Here is a 14162-nt window from a genome sequence, read left to right on the forward strand (position 1 = left end):
GGGCCGCTGCTCGCCGCGCGGCCGCGAACAGCGCGATCGTGCGGCGAGCGCCCGGTTCCGCTCAGCCCGCGGAGTGCTGCTCCAGGTCGAGCCCGTCCAGCCAGTCGGTGACGGTCGAGACGTAGGCGGCCGGGTCGTGGCCGTGCATGGAGTGCGGCATCTCCGGGAAGGCGCGGTAGGTGAACGAGTTCCCGGCGCTCTCGATCAGCCGCCGGGCGTGCGCGACCTGCTGGTCGGAGATCGCGCCGATCAGGTTGCCGGTCTCCGGCTCGGCGAAGTGGAAGTGGTGGGTGAACAGGACCGGCACCCGCACCCTCGACAGCATCGTCTTGTGGTCGCAGTTCAGCGCGACGCGGCCGGAGACGAAGGCGTCACCCCACTCGGGGTCGTACTCGCGCAGGTTCTGCGGCACAGCGGCGGATTCGCCCGCGGTGTCGCCGGTGTTCGCGCCGCCCAGCATCGCGGACATCCGGCTCGGGAGTTCGCTCGCCATCGCCGCCCGCATGCCCGCGACGTCACCGATGGACCACTGCGGGCCGAGCCACTTGTGCCAGAGCCGGAAGATCGGGCCTGCCCCTTGGAGGATCGACGGCCCGACCGCGGGGGTCAGCTCGGAGGAGAACAACGGCGGGTCCTCGTAGACGGCCGCGCGGACCTGTCCGGGAGCGGCGAAAGCGGACAGCCACGCGGTGATCACCCCGCCCGACGACAGCCCGCACACCACCACCGGGCGACCGATGACCTGATCGATGAACCGGACGAGGTCGCCGCCGAAGAGGTCCAGGCTGTAGCGGCCCGGCGTCCACGTGGACCTGCCCTGCCCGCGCAGATCGACCGCGTAGACCTGGTAGCGGTCGGCGAGCAGCCGCATCGCCTCCTCGTAGCCCCACCACGATTCGCTCTGGCCGGGCACGAGCAGCATGGCGGGATTCCCGGGATCACCCGCCACGGCGTAGTTCATGCGGATCTCGCCGAGATCCGCGGTGTGCTCCGGAAATCCGTGCTCGACGAAGATGTCGGGGTGGTCGGCTTGTTCCAGGTACGACACCGGGCCGCTCCTTTCGATGAGGTCGACGGTCGCCAACGGTGGAACCGATGGCGCGGACGGAAACATTCCGCCATCCGCGCAAGATGCCGGGAGGCCGCCGAACCCGAACGGATCAGACCGAACCACAAAACTACGTTAAGTGATCACGCCGACTAAACCTGATCAACCGTTCGTCGCCGCAAGACGACCGCACGGCGGCGGATCGACGAACGATGATTGCCGTGCGTGATCGCCAGTGATGTCCTGATGCTCCATTCGGGAGGGCTTCATCCGGAAGTTGGCATCAGCACTGGAAGGAACGCTCATGAAAGCCGAGATCTTGCACGAAGGAATCACCCACGGCGCTCAGGTCTCCTTGCTCAACGGTCGGGCGATCTCGCTGTGCGGCAAGTCGTTCGCCGAGCGGACGTTCAAGGAAAAGATGTTCCACGGCAGCGTCAACTGCCCTGACTGCAAGCACGCCAAGCGGCGCGGGCGGTTCTGAACCTCCCGCCACGAGCCCGCTCATCCACGACCGCGCCACCTCTCCGTGGCGCGGTCGCGCGCGTGCAACGGACCGGAATCGGAGCATTCCCGGAGAATCCGCGCCCGCTTCCGGTGCGCACCGTGTTCGCGTGCGGACTCCTCGCAACCGAGCGGATGTGCGTTCCGCGAGCAGATCGCTCCCCTGCGTCGGCCGTTGCCGCCGATTCCGGGCGGTGCGGGCGGATTCGCCGAGTGCCGGATCAGGAACGCTCCGCGAAAACCGGCCGTTTTCGGCGTGTCCTCGCGCACATCGCCGCCCTGAGCAGTATGGACGGGCCGGACGGGACGACCCTAAGCTCAGCCGCTTCCGAGTGGAGGGTGTTCCATGCGCCTGTGTCTGTCCATCGCCGCGGCCGCGGCCTCGTTGCTGGTCACTCCTGCCGCCATGGGTGCCGAGATGGCGCCCGCGATCATCGGCGGGACGAACGCGACCGGCTCCTACGACTTCATGACGAGCCTCGATCACAACAAGAAGTTCTTCTGCGGTGGCTCGCTCGTCGCTCCCGGCTGGGTGCTCACCGCGGCGCACTGCGTCACCGACACCGGCAAGGACGGCAAGTCCACGCCGCGTTCGCCCCAGGGCGTGACCGCGCGGATCGGCAGCGATGACCGGACCACCGGCGGGAACACGGCCAACGTCACGCAGATCGTCGTGAACCCCGGCCACAACGGTTCGACGGCGGACCTCGCGCTGCTCCGGCTGGATCACGCGGTGCCGAACAAGCCCGCCGAGCTCTCGGCCGACCCCGAACCGCCGAAGGACCTGCCGCGCGCCATCGGCTGGGGCCGCACCAACGAGAACACCCAGGACATCGCCCAGAAGCTGCAAGAGATCAGCACTCGGATCGTCCCGGGTGACAGGTGCACGACCGACATGGACCGCAACCGCAACTTCTGCGCCGAAGGAGCCGTTCCCGGCACCAGCGCGTGCGAAGGCGACTCCGGCGGCCCGCAGATCCGAGGCAGAGAGGGCGACTGGGAGCTGATCGGCGTCACCAGCGGACCCGCCGACAACGACGGGAAGTGCAGCACCGGCTACGGCCAGTGGACCAAGGTCGAGTCCTACCGCGACTGGATCAACACGACGATCCGCGGGTAGTCCTCGACGTGGTGTTGAGCCCGCTGAGGCCTGCTTGCCGGGATTCGAGCGGAGATCGGAGTCCTCAGCGGCTCAGCGCCTCGGCCAGTCGCGGCACCAGGTGGTCGAGCGCGTACGGGATGCCCACGACGGTGGCGCTGGCGAAGGCCGACGACACCACCTCGTCGGTGAACACCACGTCCCGCCCCTCCCGCACCGACGGGACGGTCCGGTACAGCGGATCTCGGATCAGGGCCTGCGGGTCCACTCCGATGGTGGTCATCAAGGTCAGGTCCGCGTCGAGCAGGTCGAGCCGTTCCTGCGAGATCGGCACCGAGAACGCGGTGGTCGCGAGTTCCTGCACCGGCGGGGAGTTGCGGAACCCCAAGGCGCGCATGAACTCCACCCGGCTGGTGCCGTCCACGTAGGCGCCGTAACCGCGCACGGTGCGCGCTCCGACGACGGCGGTGGCTCCGGAGAACTCCGGGTGCTCGCGGGCCGACCGCGCGAACTTCGCCTCCAGGTCGGTCCGGAGCCGTTGCGCCTGCGGCCGTTCGCCGAGCGCGGTGCCGATGAGGTCCAGTTGCTGCTGCCACGACGTGGTGTACTGCTGCGCGCCCTCGGGAATGCCGATCACCGGCACCCCGAGGCCGCTGAGCTGCTCGTGCCGGTCAAGGTCGCCGCTGGACCTGGTGTCCAGGATCAGGTCGGGAGCGAGGCCGGCGAGCCGTTCCATGTTCACGTCGAGCGTGCCGAGCATCGGTGGCGGCCGCGGTTCGTAGCGCCGCTGCACCCACTGCCCCAGTCCGTCGCCGCCGATCCCGAGCCAGTCCGCGCTGCCCACCGGCTGCACGCCCAGCGCCAGCGCCACTTCCGCGTCGCCCCAGCCGAGGGTGACTACGCGCCGCGGGCGCTGCGGGATCGTGACCTCGCCGAAGGCCGTGGACACGGTGACCGGCGTCCAGTTCCCGTCGCCGCCCGGCGCTTCGGGAACAGCCGACGGGACGGCCGAGCATCCGGCCAGCATCAGGACGGCACTGAGCAGGGCGGTCACGAGGACCACGCCGCGAGGGCGGGCAGACATGCGCAACTCCTCTGAAGTTAACTTTGCCTACCCTAATCAAATTGTCGGCTCCGGGGCCAGGAACGTGATCACACCGTGGCCCGCGCCGATGCGCGGGCCACGGTGCGCGACTCAGGCCGTGGTGACCACGTTGTTCAGCGGCTCGCCGGCGGCGAGGCGGCGGATGTTCTCGACGATGTCCACTGAGCGACCGGCGAAGGTCTGCCGCGTGAGACCGGAGGAGTGCGGCGTCATCAGCACGTTGCCGAGCTCGTGGAACGGCAGCGAACTCGGGTGCTTCTGCTCGCCCGGAACCGGGTAGTCGTACCAGACGTCGATGGCCGCGCCGCCGATCACACCGTCGCGCAGCGCCGCGTACAGCGCCTGCTCGTCGGCGATGGGGCCGCGGCCGACGTTGACCAGGATCGCGGTGTCCCGCATCCGGGCGAGTTCGGCGGCTCCGATCAGCCCGGTCGTCTCGGGAGTCAGCGGGGTGGAGAGCACCACGATGTCCGAGATCTCCAGCAGTGCGCCCAGATCCGAGATGGTGGAGCTCCACTCCAGCCCCTCCCCGGCCGCGTCGACCTCGCCGCGCCGGGTGACGGCCACGCCCTTCGCCTCGAACGCGCGAAACCGCTGCCAGGTGATCTTGCCGATGTGGCCGAAGCCGACGAAGCCGACCGTCGCGCCGGTCAGCGCGTTCACCCACGGCGACTGTCCGTTGTAGACCGGAGTTTCCCAGCGGCCTTCGCGCAGCGCGGCGTCCTGGCTGCGGAAATCGCGGCGCACCACGGTGCAGGCGGCGACGATGTACTCGGCGATGGACTTCTCGTGATGGAAGGTGTTCGCGACGATCGCGCCGGCCGGCAGCGCTTGAACCGCGATCCCGTCGGTACCCGCACCGGCGGCGTGCACCAGCTTCAGCCGCTCTCCTGCTTTGGCCAGTTCCTCGGGGAGGTTGCCGGAGACGTACACATCGGCCTCCGCCACCGCGGTTCGCATCGCCTCGGCGTCCTGCCGGTCCGGCCAGCTGACCCGCGTTCCCCCGGGCAGGTTCGCCTCGATGTCCGCGCGCAGCGGCAGCAGGTTGGTGTCGGCGATGACGACGTTCAGGCCGGGGGCGCTCATGCGGTCTCCTCACTGGCACCGGTTCGGCTTCGGACCGGGGCCGCACACTGTGGAACCGGGCGGCGCAGCGAGCCGCCACCCGCACTCATCGTCCCAGCCCAGCAGCGGTGTCCGAGCGAAATCGGACGAGGATCACGCGGCCCTGATCCCACCGGCAGCGGCACGCGGGCACGCGGTGCCCGACCGGCCGGTGATCTCCCCTCAGGTTACCCACCGGTAATGTTCTCGCGGACATCAACTCACGCGCGCCCCCGAAGGAGACCGACGATGCCCTCGACGCTGGAGATGTGGCGCAAGTTCTCACCGCGCCCGCTCGGGACCAGGCTGTTCTCCTGGGCGGTGTGCCTGCGCGCCCCGTACTTCCGGACCGTCCGGCCGCACATCGTCCGGCTGGAACCGGGCTACTGCGAGGTGCACTCGAAGAAGCGCCGCGCCGTGCACAACCACATCGGGACCTACCACGCGATCGCCGCCTGCAACGTCGCGGAGGTCGCCGCCGGGGTCCTGGCCGAAGCGAGCGTCCCGGCCACGCACCGGTGGATTCCGGTCGGGATGACCGTGCACTACGTGGCCAAGGCGAGCACCGACGTCCGGGGCGTGGCCGAGCTGAACCCGCTGCCGGAGGTCGGCGACGAACCCGCGGAGTGGATCGTGCCGGTTCGGATTCTGGACACCTCCGGCACTGCGGTGGTGACCGCCGACATCACGCTTCGGGTGTCGCCCAAGAAGAAGACGGCCGCGGCGAAGTCCTGAGCCGTCGCGGAGCAGGCCCACCGGCAGCGCGGAACTCGGAACGAACCGGGCGGATGCGAAACGGCGGAGCCGGCGCCCCCCGTGAGGGCACCGGCTCCGCCGGGTGATCTCAGCGTTCCCCGTGCCGGACGGCCCCTTCGCCTGATCGATGACCCGCGAAGGTGCTGTCCTGGCGACGGAACGGCCGAGTTTTCCGCGCTCGGCTCTCCGGGGGGACGAGCCGAGTTCGGCGCACCGTCGTCAGTGTGCGACCACGGCGTTGTCCTCGGGCAGCGCCGCGGCTTCACGCTGGGCTTCCGCGCTGGGCTCACGGATGATCATCGCGAGCGCGGCGCTGGCCAGGTGCAGCACGGCGTAGATCCACATGACGCCCTGGATGCCGATGATGCCGATGAACGCGGTGCCGATGGCCGGGCCGACGGCCTGGCTCGCGCCGGCGCCGAGAGTGTAGGTCGACATGACCTGGCCCTTGCGGCCGGGGGCGTGCTGGGTCATCAGCGGAGGCAGCGGCACGTAGCCGGCCAGGCCGACACCGAAGATGGCGACGGTGATCGCGACCGGGATGTAGCTGTGCCCCACGGCGTTCGGCACGTAGTACAGGCCGAGGCAGGCGACCGCACCGAGCACACCGCCGAACCAGACGATGGTCTTGTGCCTGCTCCACCGGTCACCGAGGGCGCCGAAGGCGACCACGCCCGCCAGGTTCGAACCCATCATGATCATCAACAGCGTGGACCACTCTTCGGAGTTGAATCCGACCTGTTCGATCAGGTAGAGCGGGGTGAAGACCCACACGCCGAACTGCGAGGTGGTGTTGATCAACCGGGTCAGCGCGCCCAGGCCGACCCTCGGCCGGGAGAACATGATGGTGAAGCACCCGACCAGGGTCCGGACCATGCTGGAGCCGTCGGTGGCCAGCGGTTTGAAGCCGGAGCGCTCCTTGAGCATCGTGAACACGATCAGCGAGCCCGCCGCGATCAGCGCGAGCGAGACCCACAGCGTCGGGTAGAAGCCCAACGCCGGCTTGAGGCCGGAGACCAGGGCGGAACCCAGCACCGGGTAGCCCATGGTGAACGAGAACCAGTACCAGCCGAGCGCCTTGCTGATCTGCTTCTCCGGCGCCCCGACCATGATCCAGACGAGGAAGCCGTAGGCGAACAGCGGGTAACCGAGACCACGCACGCCGTAGGTGAGCAGGATCAGCACGTAGTTGCTGGTGGGGATGCCGATGGTCAGCATCAGCACGTGGCAGACCGCCCAGAGGGCGGCACCCACCATCATGACCTTGCGCGGCCCCCACTTGTCGGACAGACCGCCCGCGAGGAAGGCGCCGACGGCGGCCGCGAGGCCGTAGACGGTGAACACGATGCCGACGCTGGATTCCGAGAAACCCAGGTCGACCTTGAAGTAGGTGGAGAGATAACTAGTCTCCACCCCATCACCGATCATGAACAGCAACATCCCGACGTAACCCCAGAGCAGGGTGTGTGGGATGCCGATGCGATCGAAGAACGTCGCCCCGCCGCCGGACGACGCGGATGCGGGGGGTTCGTGGTCGGTAGATACCACGGTCAGGACCTCCTGACGGGCTTCGGTGCCCGGGTCGGTGCAGCCGGATCGCCTCGCTGCAACGCAGGGCGGTCCGAGTGTTTTTGCTGGTCGACCACCTCGCGGTGGCGGACTTGGATGCATCCGGCCGGTCGCGGTGGCCGCGGCGGTCGGCCGGATGTGTGGGATCAAGATGCTAGATTTCTCAGATCTTTTCAAGATCTTCACGCAAATTGTGCGATAAATTGGCGGCCGAGGGGAGGCGACGATGTCGAGCAGGAAGTCCAAGGCCGAGGTGGAGCAGCGCCGCCAAGCGGTCCTACGTCAGGTCGGCAAGGGCGGGGAGGTGCGCATCGACGAGCTCGCGGCCCGGCTGGGCGTGAGCCTGATGACCATGCACCGCGACCTCGACGACCTCCACGAGCGCAAACTGCTGCACAAACGCCGCGCCGTGGCCATCGCTCTGTCCACAGTGGATATCGAGAGTTCGCTGCAGTTCCGGGAGAACATGCAGCGCGAGGCCAAGTCGGCCATCGGCGCGGAGCTGCGCAACCACGTCTCCTCCGGCAGCACCGTGCTGCTCGACTGCGGGAGCACCCTGTTCCCGCTCGCCCGGCTGCTGGCGCAGGCCGAGGACGTCCACGTGCTCACGAACTCGCTGCGGGTGGCCTACCTGCTGTCCGAGTCGACGACCCGGGTGACGCTGCTGGGCGACCGCTTCTACCCGCAGTTCGAGTCCTGCGCGGGTTCCGAAGTGCTGCGCCAGCTCGAACGGTTCCACGTCGACGTCGCCTTCCTCACCGCGACCTGCGTCCACGAAGGACGGCTCTCGCACCCGATGCGGGAGTACGCCGAGAACAAGGAGGCGTTCGTGAACGTGGCGGGCCGGGCGGTGCTCGCCGTGGACCACAGCAAGTTCGGCCGCTCCGCCACCTACGCCTACGGCGACGTCAGCGGCTACCACACGCTGGTCACCGACGACGCGGCACCGCCCGGCGACACCGCCATGGCCCAAGCCCTCGGAGTCAAGGTGCACGCCGTCGCGCAAACTTGGGACGACGCCTGACCACCCGCGAACGCACGAAGCCCGGGACCACCGAAGGCAGTCCCGGGCCACGATCACTCCCAGAGCTTTTACCGATCTTTCAGTCCACGCCTTGTCATCAACGAAGCCGCTTCCTTACGGCGCCGACTCCTTACGGCGAAGCCGAGCCTGTATGCGCGAAACGCATAGCCCACGGCAAGAAGCCGACCACCGGCGGGTTCTCAGGTGTCTTCTCGCGAGGACGGCTTTTTCCCTCGTGGCGGAGCCACTCGGGAAAAGATCCCGCAGCGAGGAGACGCCTGAGGTTCCGCTACCCGACCGCCAAAGCCAAACCGCTACTTCTTCGTCCCGGACGTCCGCCGCAACCGAGTGTTGACGAACTCTCCCATTCCCCAACGTCCGAGCTCCCGACCGAACCCGGACCGCTTCACGCCGCCGAACGGCAGCCCCGGAAGCGTGGTGCCGTGCTCGTTGACGTAGGCCATGCCCACCTCGAGCCGGTCTGCGATCTCCTGCGCGCGCTCGATGTCGCTGCCCCACACCGAGCCGCTGAGTCCGAAGCCCACGTCGTTGGCCAAGGTGACGGCCTCGTCGGACGAATTGACGCCGTAGATGACGGCCACCGGGCCGAAGATCTCCTCGGAGTAGGCGTCCATGTCCTTGGTGACGCCGGTCAGCACCGCCGGGCGCATGAAGGCGCCGTCCCCTTCGAGCGCGTCGCCGCCGGTGTGCAGGGTGGCTCCCTGTTCGACGGCGCGGTTGACCTGCTCGACGACCGTGTCCCGCGCCCCGATCGACGACAGCGGGCCGACCTGCGTGTTCGGGTCCGTCGGGTCGCCCACTTGAGCGGATTCGAAGGCCCGGACGATGACGGAGACGAAGTCGTCGACCTTGTCGTTGCTCACGATCATTCGCTTGGGCGAGTTGCAGGCCTGGCCGGTGTTGGACAGCCGTGCCTGCGCGCCGATCTCGGCGGTCCGCTCCAGGTCGCCGTCGTCCAGGACGATGAACGCATCGGAACCGCCGAGTTCCAGGACGGCCTTCTTCAGGTTCCTGCCCGCGGTTTCGGCCACGGAGGCGCCGGCGCGTTCGCTTCCGGTCAGCGAGACGCCGTGCACGCGCGGGTCGGCGATCATGTCGGCGATTTGCTCGTTGGTTGCGAACACGTTGATGTAGACGTCTTCCGGCACACCGGCGGTGTGCACGATGTCGGCCATGGCTTCCGACGACGCCGCACAGATGGGCGCGTGCTTGAGGATGATGGTGTTGCCCACCATAAGGTTGGGGCCGACGAAGCGGGCCACCTGGTAGTACGGGTAGTTCCACGGCATCACCCCGATCAGCGGCCCGACCGGCCCGGTCTGGACCAGCGATTCATCCGATCCTTGGGGATCGAGCACCTCGCGTTCCAGCAGGTCAGGCCCGTGCTCGCCGTACCAGCGGTAGATCGCGGCCGCGAGCTGCACTTCGCCCACCGCCTCCTGAAGCGGCTTGCCCATCTCGGTGGAGATCAGCTTGGCCAGCTCGTCCTGGCGACCGTCGTAGGCATCGGCGATCCGGATCAGGAGCTGCGCGCGCTCGGCCGCCGATGTCGAGCGCCAGTCGGCGAAGGCTCCGTCCGATCGGCCCACGATCTCGGCCACTGCCGCATCGTCGAGCGTGGTGAACTCCTGCTCGGTCTTGCCGGTGGTCGGGTTCAACGTCACGTAAGCAGGCAAGTCGTGCCCCCTTTTCCCGGGTGTGCAGCGGATGCCGGGCGGCGAGGAGCGCACCGCACGTTCGATGATCCCGGTCCTGCCGCCCGCCGTCCTCATTGGCGGACAGGCACAGGGTACCCCACCTGGTGATCTGAAAACGTCGATCAGAACGGCTCGCCACGCGAACCTCCTGCTACCGCCCGTGACCGGACGGTGATCGACTTCAGTGAGGCCTCGACGTCCTGGACTCAGCGCCACGATTCGGTCACGTCGATGAGCCACTGCCACGGGTCGGACCCGGCGGCGGGCTGGGAGTTGAAGTACTCCCAGCCGGTCACCCCGCCGAAGTCCGGGTGCCGGTCCTGCAACTCCGACAGCGTGGCGCGGAGCCCTTCGACGTCGACGTACCCGGAACCACCGTTGCCCTGATTCGTCAACGCCGTCACACAAATCCGCTCCGCCGGGATCACCCCGCGGTCGACGATCGCCTCGAAGTCCGCAGTGGACGAAGCGTCTCCCCAGCCGTTGTAGAACTGGGCGTTGAACCAGGCGATCTCGCCGCCGACCTCGCGGTAGAGCTGGTCGTAGTCGAAGCCGGAGAGGTTGCCGCCACCGGAGAGCGCACTGGCCACCGGCCCCATCGTGATGAGGAAGTCCGGGCCGAAGTCCGCGCGCAGCGCGGTGATGAGCCGCTGGATGCCCTGCTGCGACATCTCCTCCTCGACGTTGAGGTCCACGCCGTCGAGCCCGTATGTGTTCAGGAAGTTCTTCAGCAGCGGGTAGTAGGTGTCGAACTCGGTGTCCAGGCGTTGGAAGCTGCCGTGCGCGGCACCGCCGACCATGCCGAGCACCTGCACGCCGTTGTCCTGCAGCGCGCGCAGGTCCGTCCACATCTGCTCGTACTTCGCGGCGTCCGGCGGATCGTCGTTGAGGTGCAGCTCCGTCGGCGAGTTCAGGTGGACCGCGCCGACGAGCACATCGGTCACCGGGGCGCCGTTGGCGGTCAGCTCCAGCGGCGAGACGTACCGGTCGCCGTCGTACTGGGTCTGGTAGTACACCGCCGCGTGCTTGCCGTCCACGGCGTCGGCCTGCGGCCGCACCGCGACCAGCAGGGCCAACACCACCGCCAGCACCACCGCGGTCAACGCGATCAGCACCGCGCGGAGCACGCCTACCCGGTGCGGAGCGTTGAATTGCAGGCTCATCCGACGACATCCCTCGTTTCCTCGCCTGCCCACCGGCCCTCCGGAGTGCTCGGCCCATCAGATCGTGCGCGGGGTGGCCGGTCAACAACTCGGATGGTGCAACGCGCTCCCGTTTACCGTTCGGCGTCCCCGGCGGTGGTGAGGTCCCGGTCCCGCGTCTCCGGGCTGAGCCAGGTAGCGATGAGGCTGACCAGCGCCATCAGCGACATGTACACGGCCACCGGGATCCACGAGCCGGCGAACGCGGCGACCAGCGCCGTGCACAGCAGCGGGGCGACGCCGCCGCCGAGCACCGAGGAGAACTCGCGGCCCAGCGTCACACCCGCGTAGCGGTAGCGGGTGCCGAACAGCTCCGGGAAGTAGCTCATCTGCACCCCGACGCCGCCGTGGCAGGCGAGGATGAAGCCCAGCACGATCACCACGACGATCGCCGCCGTGGAACCGGTGTTCAGCGCGATGAAACTCGGTCCGGGCAGTAAGACCAGCGCGGCGAGGATCAGTCCGTAGACCGGTTTGCGCCCGAACCGGTCCGACAGGGCGCCGAATCCCACGGCGGCGACACCGCCGCAGAGCGCGCCGATCAGCAGCACCTTCGGCACCAGCTCGGCGTCGACGCCGACCGAGGACACCAGGTACGAGGCCATGAACACCTGGTAGGTGTAGGACTGGGTGCTCGCGCCGAGGTTCATCAGGAACACCAGCAGCAACGGGCGCCTGCCGTGGCGGAAGACCTCCGCGACGGGTTCGCGCGGTTCCTCTTCCTGCTGCTGGATCTCCTGGAACACGGGGCTTTCCGACAGCCTGCGCCGCAGGATCATGGCGGCGATGGTGACGATGAGGCTGCTGGCGAACACCAGCCGCCAGCCCCAGCTCATCAGCTGGTCCTCCGGCAGCAGCTGCGCCAGCACCCAGGCCACCGCGCCGACCGCGGTGCCCAGCGCCGCTCCGGTCATCACCAGCGCCGCCAGGCGTCCTCGTCGACCCGGTGCGGCGGTCTCGGTGAGCAGCGTGGCTCCCCCGGCCTGCTCCGCTCCGGCGCCGAGCCCTTGCAGGCACCGGCACAGCAGCAACAGCACCGGGGCGAGCAGCCCGACCTGGTCGAAGGTCGGCAGCAGCCCGATCGCCAGCGTGGAGCCGCCCATCAGCAGCAACGTCGTCACCAGCACCCACTTGCGGCCCAGCCGGTCCCCCAGCCGGGAGAAGAACAGGCCGCCGAGCGGGCGGGCGGCGAAACCGACGGCGTAGGTGCTGAAACTGGCCAGCAGCCCGGCCGCCGGGGACACCCCGGGGAAGAACAGTTCGCTGAACACCAGCGCGGAGGCGGTGCCGTAGATGACGAAGTCGTACTGCTCCAGCGCGGTGCCGATCAGGCCCGCCCAAGCCGCTCGGCGCACCGAGCGCGGATCGGCGGGTGCCGGCGGTGCGGCGGTGCCGGATGGTGCTCTGCTGTCCATGCATCCTCGAATGGATCAGGTCGCGGGGCGCGACGGCGGGCTGGTCTATCAAGATCGTCCGGCGTCCTCGCAGGACGATCTTCGTCTTGCCGGCGGCGGAGCCGTTGAGGTTCCGCTGCCCGGACAGACCATTTCGACGAGAACCCTCAGGTCTCGCGGACTGCGGCGGCTGGGCCGCGGGTGGTGATGAGGTCGGCGAGTTCGGCGACCCGATCGGTGAACTCGCCGTGCCCGGCCAATTCGTCACCGAGCAGGCCACCACCGAGCACTTCATCCACAAAGGACTTGGTGGAAGCGTTGCGGCGCAAGGATTCCGCGAGATTCTCCCGTGCCGAATCGGACATCGCGGCAGCGTGCGGACCGGTCTCGGCGGCGGGCGCCAGGCAGCACAGGTAGGCGGCGACGGTCAACGCGAGCTGCTGCGGAATCCGACCGGACCGCAGGTGCACCAACGCCGGTTCGGGGACGCGCTGAGCGAGCTTCACCGAGCCGTCCGAACCGACCTGACGGGTCCGGTGCCCCAGCGCCGAGTTCGCCCACCGGCCGAAGAGCCGCTCGATGTAGTCGTCGACGTTGATGCCCTCGGGCACCTTCAGCGTCGGCAGGTAGTCCTCGCGCAACGCCCGCCGGGCGGCGTCGGCGATGAACGGCCTGCCGATCGCCTCCGGGATCGTTTCGCACCCGTCGAGGGCACCGAGGTAGGCGATCAGCGAGTGCGTTCCGTTGAGCAGCCGCAACTTCAGCAGCTCGTAGGCTTCGACGTCGTCGGTGAACAACGCGCCCGCGTGCTCCCACGCGGGCCTGCCCGCCGCGAAGTCGTCTTCCAGCACCCACATGCTGAAGGGTTCGGCCGGGACCGGGACGGCGTCGTGGACGCCGAGGTGCGCGCGCACCGCGTCCCGGTGCTCGTCGGTGGTGGCGGGCACGATGCGGTCGACCATGCTGTTCGGGAAGGTCACCGACGCGGCGACCCACGGGTCGAGCTCGTCCCGTTCGGCGGCGGGCAGTTCGGCGATGAACTCCCGCACCAGCCGCCGGGTGCGCCGCCCGTTGGCGCCGAGGTTGTCGCAGCTGAGCACGGTGACCGGCCCGGCGCCGGTGCGCGACCTGCGTTGCAGGCCGCGCACGATCTGCCCGATGGTGGTGCGCGGCGGCGCGTCGCCGCGCAGGTCGGCGCGCACCGCCTCGGAGTCGACGTCGAGCGCGTGGGTGCGCGGCGAGTAGGTGTAGCCGCGTTCGGTGACGGTGATCGTCACGATCCGGGTGTCGGGCGCGGCGATGGCGTCGAGCACCGCGTCGGTCTGCCGCGCGGCGACGAGCACCCCGGTGTGCACGCCGGGAACGGTGACGGAACTGCCGTGCGGGGACAGTTCGGTGACGGCGTAGCGCAGGTCCTGCTCGCGCATCGCATCGGCGACCCCGGTGGATCGCCCTGCCACGCCGAGGATTCCCCAGGGGCCGTCGGTGTGCGCGAGGGCCTGCGCGGTGTGCACGGCCTGGTGCGCGCGGTGGAAATTCCCTAGTCCTAAGTGGACGATTCCGGTGCGTTCCGGAGGGGCGGGCCGCAGCAGCGCGGCCGCGGGAACCGTGTCACGGCCGAGGCGGGGCGTGGTCATCT

General features: G+C 68.9%; 12 protein-coding genes. 4 read left to right on the forward strand and 8 right to left on the reverse strand.

The genetic code is table 11. From position 1 onward, the window contains the following. Nucleotides 1-61 precede the first annotated feature (61 nt). Entirely contained in the window at nucleotides 62-1048 is a 987-nt protein-coding gene (locus H2Q94_RS18565) for an alpha/beta fold hydrolase (protein WP_243788462.1), read from the reverse strand. A 304-nt stretch (nucleotides 1049-1352) separates the two neighbouring features. Here H2Q94_RS18565 and H2Q94_RS18570 point away from each other — a divergent pair, with 304 nt between their 5' ends. Continuing rightward, nucleotides 1353-1532, forward strand: a complete 180-nt coding sequence (locus tag H2Q94_RS18570; RefSeq protein WP_243788463.1) for a hypothetical protein — start codon at nucleotides 1353-1355, stop codon at nucleotides 1530-1532. A gap of 366 nt (nucleotides 1533-1898) precedes the next feature. Then, nucleotides 1899-2672, forward strand: a complete 774-nt coding sequence (locus H2Q94_RS18575) for a S1 family peptidase (RefSeq protein WP_243788464.1) — start codon at nucleotides 1899-1901, stop codon at nucleotides 2670-2672. Nucleotides 2673-2736: 64 nt separating this feature from the next. Here H2Q94_RS18575 and H2Q94_RS18580 read toward each other — a convergent pair whose 3' ends face one another. Both H2Q94_RS18580 and H2Q94_RS18585 read right to left on the reverse strand, forming a co-directional pair. Beyond that, nucleotides 2737-3735 (reverse strand): ABC transporter substrate-binding protein, encoded by a 999-nt coding sequence (locus tag H2Q94_RS18580; RefSeq protein ID WP_243788465.1) that lies wholly within the window; start codon nucleotides 3733-3735, stop codon nucleotides 2737-2739. Nucleotides 3736-3846: 111 nt separating this feature from the next. Continuing rightward, entirely contained in the window at nucleotides 3847-4842 is a 996-nt protein-coding gene (locus H2Q94_RS18585) for a 2-hydroxyacid dehydrogenase (protein WP_243788466.1), read from the reverse strand. A gap of 267 nt (nucleotides 4843-5109) precedes the next feature. Here H2Q94_RS18585 and H2Q94_RS18590 point away from each other — a divergent pair, with 267 nt between their 5' ends. Further along, nucleotides 5110-5595, forward strand: a complete 486-nt coding sequence (locus H2Q94_RS18590; RefSeq protein ID WP_243788467.1) for a hotdog fold domain-containing protein — start codon at nucleotides 5110-5112, stop codon at nucleotides 5593-5595. Between the two features lie 240 nt (nucleotides 5596-5835). Here the strand turns inward: H2Q94_RS18590 and H2Q94_RS18595 are convergent, their stop codons facing one another. Beyond that, entirely contained in the window at nucleotides 5836-7164 is a 1329-nt protein-coding gene (locus H2Q94_RS18595; RefSeq protein ID WP_243788468.1) for an MFS transporter, read from the reverse strand. 247 nt (nucleotides 7165-7411) lie between these two features. Here H2Q94_RS18595 and H2Q94_RS18600 point away from each other — a divergent pair, with 247 nt between their 5' ends. After that, entirely contained in the window at nucleotides 7412-8209 is a 798-nt protein-coding gene (locus tag H2Q94_RS18600; RefSeq protein WP_243788469.1) for a DeoR/GlpR family DNA-binding transcription regulator, read from the forward strand. A 314-nt stretch (nucleotides 8210-8523) separates the two neighbouring features. Here the strand turns inward: H2Q94_RS18600 and H2Q94_RS18605 are convergent, their stop codons facing one another. The 4 genes from H2Q94_RS18605 to H2Q94_RS18620 all read right to left on the reverse strand — a co-directional run bounded on the left by H2Q94_RS18605 (nucleotide 8524) and on the right by H2Q94_RS18620 (nucleotide 14160). Next, the gene (locus H2Q94_RS18605; RefSeq protein WP_243788470.1) at nucleotides 8524-9906 is read right to left on the reverse strand and encodes an NAD-dependent succinate-semialdehyde dehydrogenase; all 1383 of its coding nucleotides are present in this window, start codon (nucleotides 9904-9906) and stop codon (nucleotides 8524-8526) included. A gap of 227 nt (nucleotides 9907-10133) precedes the next feature. Then, nucleotides 10134-11090 carry a glycosyl hydrolase family 18 protein gene (locus H2Q94_RS18610; protein WP_243788471.1) on the reverse strand — a complete coding sequence of 319 codons (957 nt, stop codon included), beginning with the start codon at nucleotides 11088-11090 and terminating at the stop codon, nucleotides 10134-10136. Nucleotides 11091-11203: 113 nt separating this feature from the next. After that, nucleotides 11204-12544 (reverse strand): MFS transporter, encoded by a 1341-nt coding sequence (locus tag H2Q94_RS18615; protein WP_243788472.1) that lies wholly within the window; start codon nucleotides 12542-12544, stop codon nucleotides 11204-11206. A gap of 146 nt (nucleotides 12545-12690) precedes the next feature. After that, a complete protein-coding gene (locus tag H2Q94_RS18620) occupies nucleotides 12691-14160 on the reverse strand; it encodes a mannitol dehydrogenase family protein (RefSeq protein ID WP_243788473.1) in 1470 nt (489 codons plus the stop codon). Nucleotides 14161-14162: the final 2 nt, after the last annotated feature.

Origin of the sequence: Saccharopolyspora gloriosae (assembly GCF_022828475.1) — a bacterium.
GTDB classification, from domain to species: domain Bacteria; phylum Actinomycetota; class Actinomycetes; order Mycobacteriales; family Pseudonocardiaceae; genus Saccharopolyspora_C; species Saccharopolyspora_C gloriosae_A.